We start from the raw sequence: 16,008 nt of genomic DNA, 5'->3' as shown, positions 1-16,008 counted from the left end.
AAACGACCCGCGCGCACCCGGACGGAGGATGAGTGATGGCCTACGACACCTATCTGATGCAGGGTATCAAGCCCGTGACGACCGACAGCAGCGTGCTGGTCAGTTCGTCCAAATATCTGAATGACCCGCGCGTGCGCGATTGGGTGGCGACGCACATGCTGCGCCGCAATGGCCCGGATATTCCGACGCCTTCGGATTCGATCCAGCTTGTGATGATCCTGCGCCAGATCGAGGATGCGGACCACATCAACGCGCTGTTCGCGGAGGAGCGCAAGACCAACGCGAAGCTGGACGCCTGGCTGTCGGAACGCTTCGTATCCACCTTTTCGCGCGATGATCTGGCGCAATATGGGCCAGAAACGGTGGGAGGTATCTTCCACAAGCAATTGGTAGACAACGGATTGCAGGTGGACATCGTGCCACCGTTCGCGCCCAAGACCGATTACGAATATTTCAACCTGCGATCAGGCCAGTGCCACGATCTGGAACATATTCTGGGTGGCGGCGGGTTCGATTTTATCGGCGAACTGGTGCCTTATTATATGCGGCTGACCAATTTGTTCGTCCATCTCAGCCCGGAACTGGCGGGGCTGGTTTCGGCCTTTTCGATCCTGGGGTCGACGCGGATCATTACGCGGGCCGTGTTGCATTACCCGGAAACATGGCTGACCGTGCAGGAAACGGTGGAGCGCGGCGCGAAGGTGGGACGCGAATCCGATCCCTTCTTCATGGCGAAATATGAGGACGTGTTCCACCTGACACCGGACGAGGCGCGTGAGGCGCTGGGTATCCGCGGCGTGCGCATGGTGGACACGGCGGAGGCATCGGCAAAGTGGAACTGATCGAACAGGTGGCGTTTCAGGGCCATGGCGGCATCAACCTGGCGGCGGACGCGCGGGGGCCGATGGATGGCGCAGCGGTGCTGATGCTGCACGGCGGCGGGCAGACGCGCGGCGCATGGAACGCGGCCGCCGATGCGCTGGCAGCGCGCGGCTTTCGTGTCATCACGCTTGACCTGCGGGGCCACGGCGAAAGCGACTGGTCCCCCGACGGGCATTATATGCTGGAACGGTTCGCCGATGACCTGCGTGACGTGATTGCCCAGATCGGCGGAGCGCCGGTTCTGGTGGGGGCGTCGCTGGGCGGGCTATCGTCGATGCTGGCATGCGGGGAAGCGCCGCATGCGCCGCTGTCCGCGCTGGTGCTGGTCGATATCGTGCCCAAGATGGAACGCAGCGGCGGCGATCATGTCGTCGGTTTCATGCGCGGCACCAAAGACGGCTTCGATAACCTGGAACAGGCGGCGGACGCGATCGCGGGCTATCTGCCGCACCGGCCACGGCCGAGATCGCTGGATGGCCTGTCGAAGAATTTGCGGCAGGCTGAGGACGGGCGCTATTATTGGCGCTGGGATCCGGCATTCGTGAAGCCGCGCGACAATTGGGATCCGGATGCGACCAGCCGGCGCCTGTCGGCTGCCGCGCAGGCGATCGACGCGCCGATCCTGATGGTGCGCGGCACCAAGAGCGAGATCGTGTCCGAGGACGCGCTGCGCCATTTCCGCGAATTGCTGCCCGAAGCCGAAGTCGCCGAGATCGCCGACGCACGGCACATGGTGGCCGGCGACGATAACGATGCCTTCCTTGGGGCGATCCTGAACTTCGTTGCGCGCCATGCCGCGCAACCCACCATCGAAGGGAGCAGACAACATGGGTGAGTGGGTTGTCCCGAGCCGCGAGGAGACGATGGCGCGGATAATGCGTGGTGCTTCGCGCGTGGCCGGATTTTCGCGTGACATGGCGTATACCGTGGCGGATCGGCTGGAGGAGCGCGCGGCGGACCATGCCGATACGCCGTTCATCCTTTTCGAAGACGAACGGCTGACCTTTGCCGAAGCCAATGCCCGCGCCAATCGCGTGGCCCATGCGGCGGCGGCGGCCGGGCTGAAGAAGGGCGATGTGATCGCCCTGATGATGTACAACCGGCCCGATTTCGTCGTGATGTGGCTGGGGCTGGCGAAAATCGGCGTCGTCACCGCGCTGATCAACACATCGGCCACCGGCACGGTGCTGGCGCATGCGATGAAGCAGGTGGGCGCCAAGGGCCTGATCGTGGATTCCGAACTGGCGGGATCCGTGGCGGAACTGGACCGCGCCGATATACCCGCCTTGCTGTGGGAGCAGGCGGAAACCGGACGGCCCATGTTCGGGCTGGCAGGGGCGGCCGATTTCAATGCGGCGATGGCGGCGGCAAGCGACGCCAATCCCGATCGATCGGCCCGCGCCGGCGTGGTGATGGCCGATCCGCTCTACCTGATCTTCACGTCGGGAACGACCGGCCTGCCCAAGGCCGCGAAGATGAGCCACATGCGTTTCCTGAACGCGGGCGAGATGATGGGCGGGCTGATGCAGTTCGGCCCGGACGATGTGTTCTATTGCGTACTGCCGCTTTATCATGGGGCCGGCGGGATGGTGGTGCCATCGACCGCGCTGGCATTTGGCGTGCCGTTCGTCCTGCGCCGCAAATTTTCGACCAGCGGCTTCTGGCAGGATGTGCGCCGGCACAAGATCACGTCATTTTATTATATCGGCGAAATCTGCCGCTACCTGATGAACGCGCCAGCCAAGCCGGACGACGCGGATAACAGCCTGCGCGTGATGACGGGCGCGGGCCTGAAGGCCGATGTGTGGGAAGCCTTCACCAAGCGGTTCGGCGTCAACTGGGTGTATGAAGGGCTGGGATCGACCGAGGCCAATTATGGCATCACCAATGTCGACAACAAGGCCGGATCGGTCGGCCGGGTGCCCTATCCGGCGCACACGAATATGAAGTTCGTGCGCTATGACATTGAAAATGATGATCATGTTCGGGATGCGGATGGCCGGCTGGTTGAAGCCAGGCCGGGTGAAGTAGCCGAAATCATCGCCGAGGTGCTGGGCGGCAATGGTGTCGGCGGCTATTTCGAAGGCTATACCTCGCGCGAGGCGACCGAGCAGAAACTGCTGCGCGATGTGATCAAGCCCGGTGACGTGTGGTTTCGATCGGGCGATCTGGTCCGGTTCGACGAGGAGGATTATTTCTACTTCGTCGATCGCATCGGCAACACGTTCCGCTGGAAGAGCGAAAATGTGTCGACCGAGGAAGTGGCGGCCGTGCTGAGTGCGTTTCGCGGGCCGGAAATCGTGAACGTCTATGGCGTGGCAGTGCCGGGAACCGAAGGGCGCGCCGGCATGGTTGCGTTGACCTATGCCGATCGCGCGGCCTTCGATCCGCAAGCGTTTTACCGTTTCGCGAGCGAGAAGCTTGCCCATTATGCCGTGCCCGTATTCGTCCGCCTTTCGGGCACGGCGGACATGACCACCACCTTCAAACTGCGCAAGGTGGAGTTGCAGCGCGCCGGATATGATCCCGCGCGCGTCGATGGCGATCCGCTGTTCGTGGCCGATCCGCAGGCCGGGCGCTATGTGCCCGTGACGGCGGAAGCGCTCGACCGGCTGGGCATCGCCCCCTTCAATCCGGAGAGTTGAGATGCGTGTCGAACCGAGCGAAGAACAAAAGGCGCTGCGTGCCGAGTTCCGCGCCTATCTTGCGGGGATCATGACCGATGAGGTGCGTGCGGCGACGCAGGGCGCGGAAAGCGGCACGGTCTATCGCGACGTCATCCGCCAGATGGGGCGCGATGGCTGGCTGACGCCCGGCTGGCCCGTGGAATATGGCGGCAAGGGGCTGGACCCCGCGATGCAGAAGATCCTGCTGGAAGAACTGGTGCTGGCCGAAGCGCCGTTCCCGTTCGTCACCGTCAACACCGTCGGCCCCGCGCTGATGCGGCTGGGGACGGAACAGCAGAAGCGCGACATCCTGCCGCGGATCGCGACCGGCGAACTGATCTTCGCGATCGGCTATACCGAACCGAGCGCGGGATCGGATCTGGCTTCGCTGAAGACGCGGGCCGTGCGCGATGGCGATGATTTCGTCATCAACGGCCAGAAGATCTTCACCAGCGGCGCCGAAGGGGCGGATTACGTCTTCCTCGCCGCGCGGACCGACCCGGATGCGCCCAAGCACAAGGGCATCACCATCTTCATGATGGACGCCAAACTGCCCGGCTTTTCGGTGACGCCGATCTGGACGGTGGGCGGCGTGCGCACCAACGTGACCTATTATGAAGATGTCCGCGTGCCCGCGTCGATGATCATCGGCCAGGAAAATGGCGGGTGGCGGCTTATCGCCGAACAGCTCAACCATGAACGGATCGGCCTGGCCGCGCTGACCTATGGCGCGAATGGCTGTTTCGACGATGTGGTGGAATGGGCGCGCGGCGTGGAAGCAGCCGACGGCAGCCGGCTGATCGATCAGGGATGGGTGCAACTGGCGTTCGGCGAATGCTACGCCCTGCTGCGCGCCATCGGCCTGATGGGCGATCGCGTTGGCTGGGAAGTGTCGCAAGGCGTGACCCGGCCGGAACTGGCCAGCGGCCTCAAGGTGTTCGGCACGGAAGGCATGATCCGCGCGATCCGCTTGCTGCTCGACGTCATGGGATCGGCCGGGCTGGTGCGCGACGGATCGCCGGGGGCGCAACTGCGCGGCCGGATCGAACGGGAATTCCGCAAATGCCAGATCAACACATTCGGTGGCGGAAGCGCCGAAGTGCTGCGCGACATGGTAGCGCAGGTCGGCCTGAAAATGCCGCGCGCGGCAAGGTGAGGATGATATGACCGAACAGAATGACCTGCTGGCGCGCGCGCGCGCCTATGTTGGCAGCGATGCGACGAAACCCGCCGTGGCGCGTGATCCCGTCAACCAGCCGATGATCCGTCGCTGGGCCGAAGCGATGGGCGATGCCAACCCGCTGTGGCACGATGCGGAAGCGCGCAAGGCGGCCGGTTTTGCCGGTGCGGTGTCGCCCCCGGCGATGCTGGAAGTGTGGACGATGGCGCCGTACCGGCCCGGCGGCCGCACCGAGGATGAGGGCATGGCCGTCCTCCAGCTATTTGACGATGCCGGCTATTTCGGCGTTGTCGCAACCAATATCGAGCAGGAATATATCCGCTACCTCGAAGAAGGCGACATCATCCATTCGCGCGCGATCGTGGCGGATATTTCCGACGAAAAGCGCACCGGCCTTGGCATCGGCCATTTCGTGACGATCAACTATGAATTCACCGACCAGAAGGGCGAACCGGTCGGGCGGATGAAGTTTCGCGTCCTGAAGTTCAAGCCGACGTTGCAGCAGCCCGAAGCCAAGCCCGAAGGCGACAAGCCGGCGAAGAAATTCCCGCATCCGCGCCCATCGATCACGCATGACAATGCGTTCTTCTGGGAAGGGCTGAAACAGCGCAAGTTGCTGATCCAGTCGTTCAACGGGCGGCTTGTCCACCCGCCGGTGCCGGCCTGCCCGGAAACCGGGTCGTTCGACTGGACGACGGTGGAAGCGTGCGGCCGTGGCACGATCCACAGCTTCGTCGTGATGCACCAGCCGCAGCTTCCGGGTTTCGAATATCCGCTGCCGGTGGTGCTGGTCGAGCTGGAAGAAGGCGTTCGCATCGTCGCCAACATGGTTGGCGCCAAGCCCGAGGACGTTGAAATCGGCAAGGCCGTGACGCTGGAATTCGTGGAGGTCGAGCCGGATTACGTGCTCCCGGCCTTCCGGCTGGTTTGAGGGGGGGGATCATGGATTTCGCTCTCAACGAAGATCAGACGAGCCTGCGGGATCTGGCCGCGCAGATCTTGTCCGATGGCAGCAATGACGAAAGCCTGAAGGCGTTCGCGAAGGGCGATCAGCCCTATGACAGTGCGCTGTGGAAAGTGCTGGGCGAAGCCGGGCTGCTCGGTATCGCCATTCCCGAAGCGCAAGGGGGCCTTGGTTTCGGGATGACCGAACTGGGGCTGCTGCTGGAGGAACAGGGCCGCACGCTGGCGCCGTTGCCGCTGCATGCGACGCTGGTGACGGCGGCGCCCGCGATCGCCGCATTCGGCAACGACCAGCAAAAGGCGATCCTGTCGCGCGTGGCGACCGGTGATGCGGTGCTGACCGCGGCGCTGGAGGAAGTGGGCAACCATGATCCGGCGCGCCCGATGATGCGTGCGGCGCGATCGGGCAATGGCTGGGTGCTGGACGGCACCAAGAGCGCCGTGCCCTATGGCGCGCAGGCGACCCGCATCCTGGTGCCGGCGACGAGCGAGGAGGGGGTGATCGTGTTCCTGATCGACCCCGCCACGACGGGCGTGGAGATCACGGCGCAGCAGACCACCAGCCCCGAACCGCAGGCGCAAATTCGTTTTCAGGCGGCGCAGGTAAGCGGCGATGATGTGCTGGGCCTGGTGGAGCAGGGGGCTGCCATCGCCCGGTCGATCGTCGATCATGGCCGGGCGGGGCTTGCCGCGTTGCAGGTGGGTATTTGCGGCGAGGCGCTGCGGCGCACGGCCGCTTATTCCAGCGAACGCATCCAGTTCGACCGGCCATTGGGATCGATGCAGGCGGTGCAGCACCGTGCTGCCGATGGCTTCATCGACGTCGAAGCGATGCGATCGACCGCGTTGCGCGCGGCCTGGCTGCTGGATGAGGGCGTGGAATCGCCGGCCGAAATCGAAACCGCCAAATATTGGGCGGCGATCGGCGGGCACCGCGTGTCGCATTCCGCGCAGCACCTGCACGGCGGGATGGGCGCGGACATGGATTATCCGATCCACCGTTTCTTTCTTGCGGCCAAGCAGGTCGAACTCGCGCTGGGCGGCGCGCAGCCGATGCTTGCCGAAATCGGCCGGGCCATTGCGGCCGGCACCACCGAACCACTCGCGGGAGCGCGCTGATGACCTTCGACGATATCCAGGTGGGGCAGGCGCTGCCCGAACTCGTCATCCCGATCACCGCATCGGCGATCGTGGCGGGGGCAATCGCCACCAACGACTTCCAGAATGTTCACCATGACAAGGCGGCCGCGCAGGCAACCGGCGTGCCGGACATCTTCATGAACATCCTGACGACCAACGGCTTCGTCCAGCGGTTCGTGACCGACTGGGCGGGGCAGGATGCACGCATCCGCAATGTCGCCATCCGGCTGGGCGCGCCCAATTTCGTGGGTGATGCGATGCGGATCAACGGCGAGGTCGCCACGGTGGATGCAGACAAGCGCACCGCCGAGATCAAGGTTTCCGGCCGCAACGGTATTGGCGAACATGTATCCGCCACCGTGACGATCGGCTTTGCACAAGGAGCACGCTGATGGTTTCGATCAGCAACAAGGCGGCGATCGCCGGGATTGGCGCGACCGAATTTTCGAAGAATAGCGGCCGTTCCGAAATGCGCCTCGCGGTGGAAGCCACGCTGGCGGCGCTGGCCGATGCCGGGATCGACCCGAGCGAGGTGGACGGGCTGTCCACCTACACGATGGACAATAATCCGGAGATCGAACTGTTTCGCGCGATCGGCGGCAAGGAGCTGAAATTCTTCAGCCGCATCCATTATGGCGGGGGTGCGGCCTGTGCGCCGATCCTGCACGCGGCGATGGCGGTGGCGACGGGCGTCGCCGAAACCATCGTCTGCTACCGCGCGATGAACGAACGGTCGCAATATCGCTTCGGCACGGGCCACACTCCGCCGCCGGCACCGAATGCGGAAACCGCCCATTTCGGTTGGTACGTGCCGTTCGGCCTCATTTCGCCGGCGTCGTGGGTGGCGATGCAGGCGCGGCGCTACATGCACAATTATGGCGCGACATCGGAAGATTTCGGCCGGGTTTCGGTGGCCGCGCGCAAACATGCGGCGACCAACCCGAAGGCGTGGTTCTACGAACAGCCGATCACGCTGGAGGAGCACCAGGCGAGCCGCTGGATCGTCGAACCGCTGCACCTGCTGGATTGCTGCCAGGAATCGGATGGCGCGGTGGCGATCGTGGTCACATCGCTGGAACGCGCGAAAAAGCTGAAGCAGCCACCGGTGGTGATCCGTGGGGCAGCGCAGGGGGCCGGCGACGACAGCCAGATGATGACCAGCTATTATCGCAAGGATATTGGCCGGATTTCGGAAATGAACATCGTTGCAGCGCAGCTGTACGCGCAGGCCGGGATCACCCCGGACGACGTGCAGGCGGCGATCCTGTACGATCACTTCACCCCGTTCGTGCTGCCGCAGCTGGAAGCGTTCGGCTTTGCCAAGGAAGGCCAGGCCAAGGATTTCATCCGCGAAGGCAATATCGAACTGGGCGGCCGCCTGCCGATCAACACGCATGGCGGGCAATTGGGTGAAGCCTATATCCATGGGCTGAACGGGGTGGCCGAAGGCGTGCGGCTGGCGCGCGGCACATCGGTCAATCAGGTGGCGAACGTCCGCAATGTGGTGGTGACGGCTGGAACCGGCGTGCCGACCAGCGGCCTGATATTGTCACCAGCATGAGCATGGTCCCTGCCAAGCCGTTGATCGGCGGTCGCATAGGCGCGGCATTGTCGCTGGGTGTGTTGCTGTGCGGTTCGATCTGCACGGGCCTTGTGTTTGTGGCGCTGGTGCCGGTGCTGCCGCTACTGGCAGCGGAATATGGCGGGGGATCCGAAGGGGCGCTGTTCGCCCAATCGGTGATGACGACGCCGGCGATCGGGTTGATCGTCGGCGGGTTCGCATCCGCCGTGATGATCCGCGTGCTGGGTGCAGCGAAATTGTTGATGCTGGGTCTTTCCCTGCTGGGCACCAGCGGCGTCGCCGCGTTCGAATTGCATCGCGAGGAACTGCTGCTGGCCAGCCGGCTCGTCCTCGGCCTGTCCGCGTCGATGGTGACGATTGCCACCACCGCGCTCGTATCGGCACGTTTCACCGGCCTGACGCGGGCGCGGATGATCGGCATCAAGGGCGCACTTGGTGCGGTTGGCAGCGTCGCCGGGATCATGATTGCCGGCTGGCTGGGCGATATCGGCGGCTGGCGGTTGCCGAACCTGCTGTATCTGTTTGGGTTCCTGCTGCTGGGGCTGGCACTGCTGACGATTCCGCTGCAACGCCCGGCGCCTGTTGCCGGGGAAGGTTCGGGCAGTGCGGGCGAAGCGATCCGGCTGCTGTGGCCGATCTACCTGATGGTCATCGCGTTCGGCGTCGTGCTGATGATGACGAATACGCAGCTTTCTTTCCTGCTCGCGGAAATCGGCATCACCAAGCCGACCGAGGCATCGCGGATCTTGGTGGTCAGTTCGATCAGCTCGGCGATCGGCGGCTTTGCGTTGGGATCGGTCCGGTTGCGGATCGGGGCTGGACGGATGCTGCCGCTGGCATTCGGTTGCTGGGGCGCGGGGCTGTTGATGCTGGGCTTCGCCTATTCGATACCCCTGGCCGTGGCCGGCAGTTTCCTGGCCGGATATGCGGGCGGCACCTTCGTTCCGCACATGGTGGCGACGCTGGCGGGCAATGCGCCGCCAGCGATCCGCGACCGGGCGATCGCCTTGCTGTATTCGGCGATCTTCGTGGGCGATTTCCTCAACCCGCTGATCATCCAGCCGGTGAGCGAGGCGCTGACGCGGCATGGCGCATTCCGATTGGTTGGCGTGCTGTGCGTGATCGCGGCGATCGTGGCGCTTTGGCGTAATCGCCGGGCGACGAAGGCCTGATCGCCGTTCGGGCCGTACCCACCATCAGGGCCACCACTTTGCCATGGGGGTAGGCCATTCCGTTTCCGTCGCGTTAGGCTTGCCCATAACGAATGAGGAGAATGGATATGGACTATCCCCATGATGAGGTGGCCGGGACGGTCGAGCGGCTGATAGAGGCGTTCAAGGAATGCGAACGGCGCAACAGCTGGAGCTGGCTGGCCGACGAATTCTATCATGAGGATTGCGTCTATACCTGCGAATATGGCGGGGTGATGCCTGTCGTCGCCAATGGCCGCGAGGAAATCCGCCGCACCCATTATGGCCGCGACATGGAAGTGGGGTCGGGCTGGACCGGCTGGACCTTCCCTTATGCCGGCTACGCCGTGAACGGCGACCAGATCATCACCCACTGGAAGAATCGCGGGCCGGGCCTGCGCCCTGATGGCAGCTTTTACGAAACACCGGGCGTGTCGTTCATCACCTATGGCGGGAACGGCAAGTTCATCCGCCAGTTCGATATGTTTGATATCGGCCACCAGATGGTGCTGTGCGACGAACTGGAAGCCGCTGGCCTGCTTTCGCCGCGGCTGAAAGAAGAATGGGTGATCCCGATGAAGGCGCGGATCATCGCCAAGCTTTCCGGCCAGTGAAGGGAGATAAGCGATGCCCGAAGCGATCGACTATTTTCTGATCCAGAACCTGCTCCACCGTTATTCGGATGCTGTGGACCGGGGCGATTTCGCGCATGTCGGCACGATGTTTGAACATGCCGATGTCTATTTTCCGGGGGAGGAGACGCCATCGGTGAAGGCCGGTACCCGCGATTTCGGTGCGTCGCTGACGCAGTGGACGCGGATCTACCCGGACACGGGCACCCCCAAGACGCGGCATCTGTGCACCAATCTGATCATCGATTTCGACGATGACACGCATGCGCGCACCCAGACCTATTTTGTCGTGCTGCAGGCGGCGGAAGGCCTGCCGCTGCAACCGATCATCACCGGAACCTATCTGGATCGGTTCGCCAAGGTGGATGGCGAGTGGCGCTTTACCGAGCGGCGCGAGCTGGTCGGCCAGACGGGCGATTTGTCGGCGCATCTGTTGCAGACGTTCGCAGGGCCGACGGGAGAGTAGGGTTGCCCCACCCTCCCGCAGGCGCGGCGGATCAGGCGACGTCGATGCGAAGCCGGGTCAGCCGCACCGTGGCGATTTTCCAGCCATCGGCCTCCTTGCGGTAGGTTTCATGATAATGGCCGTAGCCGTGCAGGAAGCTGTAGGGCACCGGTGCGCCGGGCTTCACCCATAATTTATCTTCCATCGCCCAGATGCCGGTGGCGGTGGTGGGCGAGGTGATCGCGATTTCGGGCATGTGGCCGTGATGGACGGTGGTGATGTCCGCCAGGATCGGGCTGAGCATTTCCAGATAGGGTTTCGCACCCTCGATCACCGCCTGTGGATTGGGCGGATCGGTGCCTTCGCGGAAATCGGCGTGGAGATCGGCGGTGAACACGGCTTCCAGCCCGGCCCAGTCCTTGGTGTCCATGCAGCGGAAGTAGCGGGCCTTGAGCGCCTTGATCTGTTCGATCGCCAGCAATTGTTCGATCGCGTCCATTGCCTCTCCTTTTTGTCGATGCGCTGCAGATTGCCGGGTGAGGGGCGCGTACGAAAGCCCGTGCGGATCAAAAAGCCGCATTATGGCGTCCAGAAGAAAGTCGTGGCGCGCAGGATGAATCCGCGATCCTTGCCGTTTCAGCCCCCAAAGACTTAATTCGAACGGTAGGGATCGGTGGACCGACGTCTGCCGCAGATAGAGAAAAGAGCGAGAGAGAGTGAGCGATAGCCCCCCTAACGCCTCCGCCGGCGTGAACCTGACGCATCTTCAGCGTCTCGAAGCGGAAAGCATCCATATCCTGCGCGAAGTGGTGTCCGAGGCCGAACGGCCCGTGATGCTATATTCGGTCGGCAAGGATTCGGCCGTCATGCTGCATCTTGCGCGCAAGGCCTTCTATCCGTCGCCGCCGCCGTTCCCGCTGCTGCACGTCGATACGACGTGGAAGTTCAGGGCGATGTACGACCTGCGCGACCGGATGGCCAAAGAGAGCGGCATGGAATTGCTGGTCTATCAAAATCCAGAAGCGCAGGAGCGGGGGATCAACCCGTTCGATCATGGCGCGCTCCACACCGACATGTGGAAGACCGAAGGCCTGAAGCAGGCGCTGGACAAGTTCGGTTTCGACGCGGCCTTTGGCGGCGCGCGCCGCGACGAGGAAAAGAGCCGCGCCAAGGAGCGCATCTTTTCCTTCCGTTCGGCCAACCATCGCTGGGACCCGAAGAACCAGCGCCCCGAATTGTGGCGCCTGTACAATGCCAAGAAGGCCAAGGGCGAAAGCATCCGCGTCTTCCCGATCTCCAACTGGACCGAGCTGGACATCTGGCAGTACATCCATCTGGAAAATATCCCGATCGTGCCGCTGTACTTCTCGGAGCCGCGCCCGACCGTGCAGCGCGACGGACTGACCCTGATGGTCGACGACGATCGTTTCCCGCTGCGTCCGGGCGAAGTGCCTGAAATGAAGTCGATCCGTTTCCGCACGCTCGGCTGCTACCCGCTGACGGGTGCGGTGGAGAGCGAAGCGAAGACGTTGCCGGAAGTCATCCAGGAAATGCTGCTGACCACCACGTCGGAACGTCAGGGCCGCGCGATCGATCATGATCAGGCCGCCAGCATGGAGAAAAAGAAGCAGGAGGGGTATTTCTGATGTCGGACAATGTGGCTCAGGAAAGCTCCTACAAGGCGCAGGACCTCATCGCCGAGGATATCGACGCCTATCTCGTCCAGCACCAGCACAAGAGCCTGCTGCGCTTCATCACCTGCGGGTCGGTGGACGATGGCAAATCGACGCTGATCGGCCGGTTGCTGTACGATTCGAAGATGATCTTCGAAGATCAGCTGGCGGCGCTGGAAGCGGATTCCAAGCGCGTCGGCACGCAGGGGCAGGAAATCGATTTCGCACTGCTGGTCGACGGCCTCGCCGCCGAACGCGAACAGGGCATCACGATCGACGTCGCCTATCGCTTCTTTTCGACCGACAAGCGCAAGTTCATCGTCGCCGACACGCCGGGGCATGAACAATATACGCGCAACATGGTGACGGGTGCGTCGACGGCGGACCTTGCAGTCATCCTGATCGACGCGCGCAAAGGCGTGCTGACGCAGACGCGCCGGCACAGCTATCTCGCGCACCTGATCGGCATCCGCAACATCGTGCTGGCCGTCAACAAGATGGATCTGATCGGTTACGATCAGGCGCAATATGATGCGATCGTCGAAGATTATCGCGTGTTCGCGACGTCGATCGGGATTGGCGATTTCACCGCGATGCCGATTTCCGGCTTCAAGGGCGACAACATCACCGGACCTTCGGCCAACACGCCGTGGTACACCGGGCCGGCGCTGATCGAGCATCTCGAAACGGTAGAACTGGACGTCACGACCGATCAGGCCAAGCCGTTACGCATGCCGGTGCAGTGGGTGAACCGTCCGAACCTCGATTTCCGGGGCTTCTCCGGCCTGATCGCAACCGGCACGGTGAAGCCGGGCGATGCGGTGCGCGTGCTGCCATCGGGCAAGACATCCACCGTCAGCCGCATCGTGACGATGCCGGGTGCCAGTGGTGGCGGTGATCTGGAACAGGCGGTGGCCGGCCAGTCCGTCACGATCTGCCTGGCCGATGAAGTCGATTGTTCGCGCGGGGACGTGCTTTCGGTGGCCGATACGCCGCCGCAGGCCGCCGACCAGTTCGAAGCGACCATCGTGTGGATGGCGGATGAGGAAATGCTGCCGGGCCGGCCTTACTGGCTGAAGCTTGGCACGCAGACCGTGAGTGCCAACATCCAGGCGCCGAAGTACCAGGTCAACGTCAACACGATGGAGCATCTGGCCGCCAAGACGCTGGATCTGAACGCCATCGGTGTCGCCAACCTGTCGACCGATCGTCCGCTGGTGTTCGAAGCCTATGATCAGAACCGCGACCTTGGCGGGTTCATCCTGATCGACAAGCTGACCAACGCGACGGTGGCCGCGGGCATGCTGCACTTCTCGCTGCGGCGGGCGCAGAACGTCCATTGGCAGGCGCTGGATATCAGCCGCGATGCGCACGCCAACATGAAGAACCAGAAGGCCGCCGTGCTGTGGTTCACCGGTCTTTCGGGCGCGGGCAAGTCGACCATCGCCAACCTTGTCGAAAAGAAGCTGCACCGGATGAACCGGCACACCTTCCTGCTCGACGGCGACAACGTGCGTCACGGGCTGAACAAGGATCTGGGCTTCACCGATGCCGACCGCGTGGAAAATGTCCGCCGCGTGGGCGAAGTATCCAAGCTGATGACCGACGCCGGCCTGATCGTCATCACCGCCTTCATTTCGCCTTTCCGCCAGGAACGGCAGATGGTGCGCGACATGATGGCGACCGGCGAGTTCTTCGAGGTGCACATCGATACGCCGCTGGCCGAGGCCGAGGCGCGCGACGTGAAGGGCCTCTACAAGAAGGCACGGGCGGGCGAACTGGCCAACTTCACGGGTATCGACAGCCCGTATGAAGCGCCGGTCAATCCCGAAATCCGCATCGACACGACCAAGCTGACGCCCGAACAGGCGGCGGACCTGATCGTCGAGGAGCTGTTGAAGTGACGGACGTCGAACTCGCCCGCCACATTGCGGAAACGGCCGGCACGATCCTCGTTACGCTCCAGAAATCGGGGCTGTTCGAGGGCAAGGCGCTGGGCAAGGCGGGCGACCGCGTTGCCAACGCCTTCATCATGGCGGCGCTGGCCGAACAGCGCCCCGATGATGCCGTGCTGTCCGAAGAGGAAAAGGACAATCTGGACCGGCTTGAAGCCAAGCGGGTCTGGATTGTCGATCCCCTCGACGGGACGCGTGAATATGGCGAGGCCCGTACCGACTGGGCGGTTCACGTCGCGCTGACGATCGACGGCAAGGCGGAAATCGGGGCGGTGGCCCTTCCCGGCATTCCGCTGACCTTGGCGACCGATCGCAAGCCAGAGGCGGCCAACGCGGAAGGCAAGCTGCGGATGCTCGTCAGCCGCACGCGGCCGGCGCATGAAGCGGTGGCGGTTGCCGAAAAGCTGGGCGCCGAGCTGGTTCCGATGGGATCGGCTGGTGCCAAGGCGATGGCGGTGGTTCGCGGCGAAGCCGAAATCTACCTCCATTCGGGCGGCCAGTATGAATGGGACAGCTGCGCGCCGGTTGCGGTGGCGCAGGCCGCCGGCTTCCATGTCAGCCGGATCGACGGCAGCCCGCTCGTCTACAACCAGGCGGACGTCTATCTGCCGGACCTGCTGATCTGCCCGCCGCAATATGCGCAAACGGTGCTCGCTTCGATCCGCGAGCTGCCGGCGGCCTGATCTGCTAAATCCCTGATCTGGCCGAAGTCGGGATCCAGAACCCTCCGCTCGAAATGATAAGCGAACGGAGCGGTAATGGATCTCGACTTCGGCCAGGATGGCGCCGTTAGATAATGAGGGCGCTATGAAGTTTTGGCAGAATTTGAGCTGGATCGAGACCGACCAGCAGATCGAATGCGCGCGCTTTGCCGAGGAAGTGGGCTTTGAAGGGGTGATCCACGGCGATCATTTCTGTTTCCCCGATGTGATCCAAAGCCGGTATCCGATGTCGCCCGATGGCATCCCGCCGATGCCGACGAACTGGAATTATCCTGACATGTGGGTGACGATGGCGGCACAGGCCGCCGTCACGACCAGGCTGCGCTTCGCCAGCGCGATCTACACCATGCCCACCCGCCATCCGATCGTGACCGCCAAGGCGACGGGCACGCTGGCGCTGCTTTCGGGCAATCGCGCGATTATCGGCGTGGCGCCGGGCTGGCTGAAGGAAGAATTCGACGCAGCAGGCGTTCCGTTCGAAAAGCGCGGCGCGCGACTGGATGAAGCGATCGACGTCGTACGCAAGCTGTGGCGCGGTGGCGCCGTCGAACATCGCGGTACATTCTACGATTTCGGGCCGGTGCGGCTGGAACCGATGCCGGGTTATGAAGTGCCGATCTATATTGGCGGTTCGGGCGATGTCGCGTGGCGCAGGGCCGCGACATTGGGCGATGGCTGGATCGGTGGCGGCGACGACCCTGAAGAGGTGCCCGCGCTGCTGGCGAAGTTCCGCGAGTTGCGCGAACAAGCCGGCCGGACGCATCTGCCGTTCGAAACCATCCTGCCGCTGATCCGTCCGGTGACGGTGGATGAACTCAAGCGCCTTGGCGATGCGGGGATGGACGGTGCGGTGGCCTATCCGCCATCGCTGACGATCGGCATCACATCGACCATCGATGAAAAGAAGCGGGCGATGGAGGCCTATGCCAAGGAGTTTATCCGGCCCTTTGCCTGATGCTGCCGATGCCGATGCGTCCG

16 protein-coding genes are annotated in these 16,008 nt (G+C 63.3%); 15 read left to right on the top strand and 1 reads right to left on the bottom strand.

Annotated elements, in window-relative coordinates:
• Positions 1–35: 35 nt before the first annotated feature.
• The 11 genes from KC8_RS04340 to KC8_RS04290 all read left to right on the top strand — a co-directional run bounded on the left by KC8_RS04340 (position 36) and on the right by KC8_RS04290 (position 10,701).
• Positions 36–842, top strand: coding sequence for a Coq4 family protein (locus tag KC8_RS04340; RefSeq protein WP_010124508.1), 807 nt, complete (start codon positions 36–38; stop codon positions 840–842).
• Entirely contained in the window at positions 833–1,717 is an 885-nt protein-coding gene (locus KC8_RS04335; protein ID WP_010124509.1) for an alpha/beta fold hydrolase, read from the top strand. Before KC8_RS04340 ends, KC8_RS04335 begins: the two co-directional genes overlap by 10 nt.
• The gene (locus KC8_RS04330) at positions 1,710–3,527 is read left to right on the top strand and encodes a long-chain-acyl-CoA synthetase (protein ID WP_029624390.1); all 1,818 of its coding nucleotides are present in this window, start codon (positions 1,710–1,712) and stop codon (positions 3,525–3,527) included. The genes KC8_RS04335 and KC8_RS04330 overlap by 8 nt, the downstream gene beginning before the upstream one ends.
• 1 nt (position 3,528) lies before the next feature.
• Positions 3,529–4,704, top strand: coding sequence for an acyl-CoA dehydrogenase family protein (locus tag KC8_RS04325; RefSeq protein WP_010124511.1), 1,176 nt, complete (start codon positions 3,529–3,531; stop codon positions 4,702–4,704).
• A gap of 7 nt (positions 4,705–4,711) precedes the next feature.
• Positions 4,712–5,659 carry a bifunctional MaoC family dehydratase N-terminal/OB-fold nucleic acid binding domain-containing protein gene (locus tag KC8_RS04320; protein WP_010124512.1) on the top strand — a complete coding sequence of 316 codons (948 nt, stop codon included), beginning with the start codon at positions 4,712–4,714 and terminating at the stop codon, positions 5,657–5,659.
• An 11-nt stretch (positions 5,660–5,670) separates the two neighbouring features.
• Complete coding sequence (locus KC8_RS04315; protein ID WP_010124513.1) at positions 5,671–6,810, top strand: acyl-CoA dehydrogenase family protein; 1,140 nt, start codon at positions 5,671–5,673, stop codon at positions 6,808–6,810.
• A complete protein-coding gene (locus KC8_RS04310; RefSeq protein ID WP_010124515.1) occupies positions 6,810–7,223 on the top strand; it encodes a MaoC/PaaZ C-terminal domain-containing protein in 414 nt (137 codons plus the stop codon). Before KC8_RS04315 ends, KC8_RS04310 begins: the two co-directional genes overlap by 1 nt.
• Positions 7,223–8,392, top strand: a complete 1,170-nt coding sequence (locus KC8_RS04305) for a lipid-transfer protein (RefSeq protein ID WP_010124516.1) — start codon at positions 7,223–7,225, stop codon at positions 8,390–8,392. The genes KC8_RS04310 and KC8_RS04305 overlap by 1 nt, the downstream gene beginning before the upstream one ends.
• Positions 8,389–9,585, top strand: a complete 1,197-nt coding sequence (locus KC8_RS04300) for an MFS transporter (RefSeq protein WP_010124517.1) — start codon at positions 8,389–8,391, stop codon at positions 9,583–9,585. The genes KC8_RS04305 and KC8_RS04300 overlap by 4 nt, the downstream gene beginning before the upstream one ends.
• Positions 9,586–9,692: 107 nt before the next feature.
• Positions 9,693–10,217 carry a nuclear transport factor 2 family protein gene (locus KC8_RS04295; RefSeq protein ID WP_010124518.1) on the top strand — a complete coding sequence of 175 codons (525 nt, stop codon included), beginning with the start codon at positions 9,693–9,695 and terminating at the stop codon, positions 10,215–10,217.
• A gap of 13 nt (positions 10,218–10,230) precedes the next feature.
• A complete protein-coding gene (locus KC8_RS04290; protein WP_010124519.1) occupies positions 10,231–10,701 on the top strand; it encodes a nuclear transport factor 2 family protein in 471 nt (156 codons plus the stop codon).
• A 31-nt stretch (positions 10,702–10,732) separates the two neighbouring features.
• Here KC8_RS04290 and KC8_RS04285 read toward each other — a convergent pair whose 3' ends face one another.
• Positions 10,733–11,179, bottom strand: a complete 447-nt coding sequence (locus KC8_RS04285; protein ID WP_010124520.1) for a nuclear transport factor 2 family protein — start codon at positions 11,177–11,179, stop codon at positions 10,733–10,735.
• Between the two features lie 217 nt (positions 11,180–11,396).
• On the opposite strand from KC8_RS04285, the gene cysD reads away from it, so the two are divergent.
• The 4 genes from cysD (at position 11,397) to KC8_RS04265 (ending at position 15,985) form a co-directional block, all read left to right on the top strand.
• Positions 11,397–12,326 carry a sulfate adenylyltransferase subunit CysD gene (cysD, locus tag KC8_RS04280; protein WP_232455620.1) on the top strand — a complete coding sequence of 310 codons (930 nt, stop codon included), beginning with the start codon at positions 11,397–11,399 and terminating at the stop codon, positions 12,324–12,326.
• A complete protein-coding gene (gene cysN, locus KC8_RS04275) occupies positions 12,326–14,257 on the top strand; it encodes a sulfate adenylyltransferase subunit CysN (RefSeq protein WP_086495520.1) in 1,932 nt (643 codons plus the stop codon). The genes cysD and cysN overlap by 1 nt, the downstream gene beginning before the upstream one ends.
• Positions 14,254–14,991, top strand: a complete 738-nt coding sequence (locus tag KC8_RS04270; RefSeq protein WP_010127217.1) for a 3'(2'),5'-bisphosphate nucleotidase CysQ — start codon at positions 14,254–14,256, stop codon at positions 14,989–14,991. The genes cysN and KC8_RS04270 overlap by 4 nt, the downstream gene beginning before the upstream one ends.
• Before the next feature lie 124 nt (positions 14,992–15,115).
• The gene (locus tag KC8_RS04265; RefSeq protein WP_010127218.1) at positions 15,116–15,985 is read left to right on the top strand and encodes a TIGR03619 family F420-dependent LLM class oxidoreductase; all 870 of its coding nucleotides are present in this window, start codon (positions 15,116–15,118) and stop codon (positions 15,983–15,985) included.
• Positions 15,986–16,008: the final 23 nt, after the last annotated feature.

Origin of the sequence: Sphingomonas sp. KC8 (assembly GCF_002151445.1) — a bacterium.
Lineage (GTDB): Bacteria > Pseudomonadota > Alphaproteobacteria > Sphingomonadales > Sphingomonadaceae > Sphingomonas_E.
Note: the sequence above shows the minus strand (reverse complement) of the source record. Positions and strands in the feature narration are given on the sequence as shown.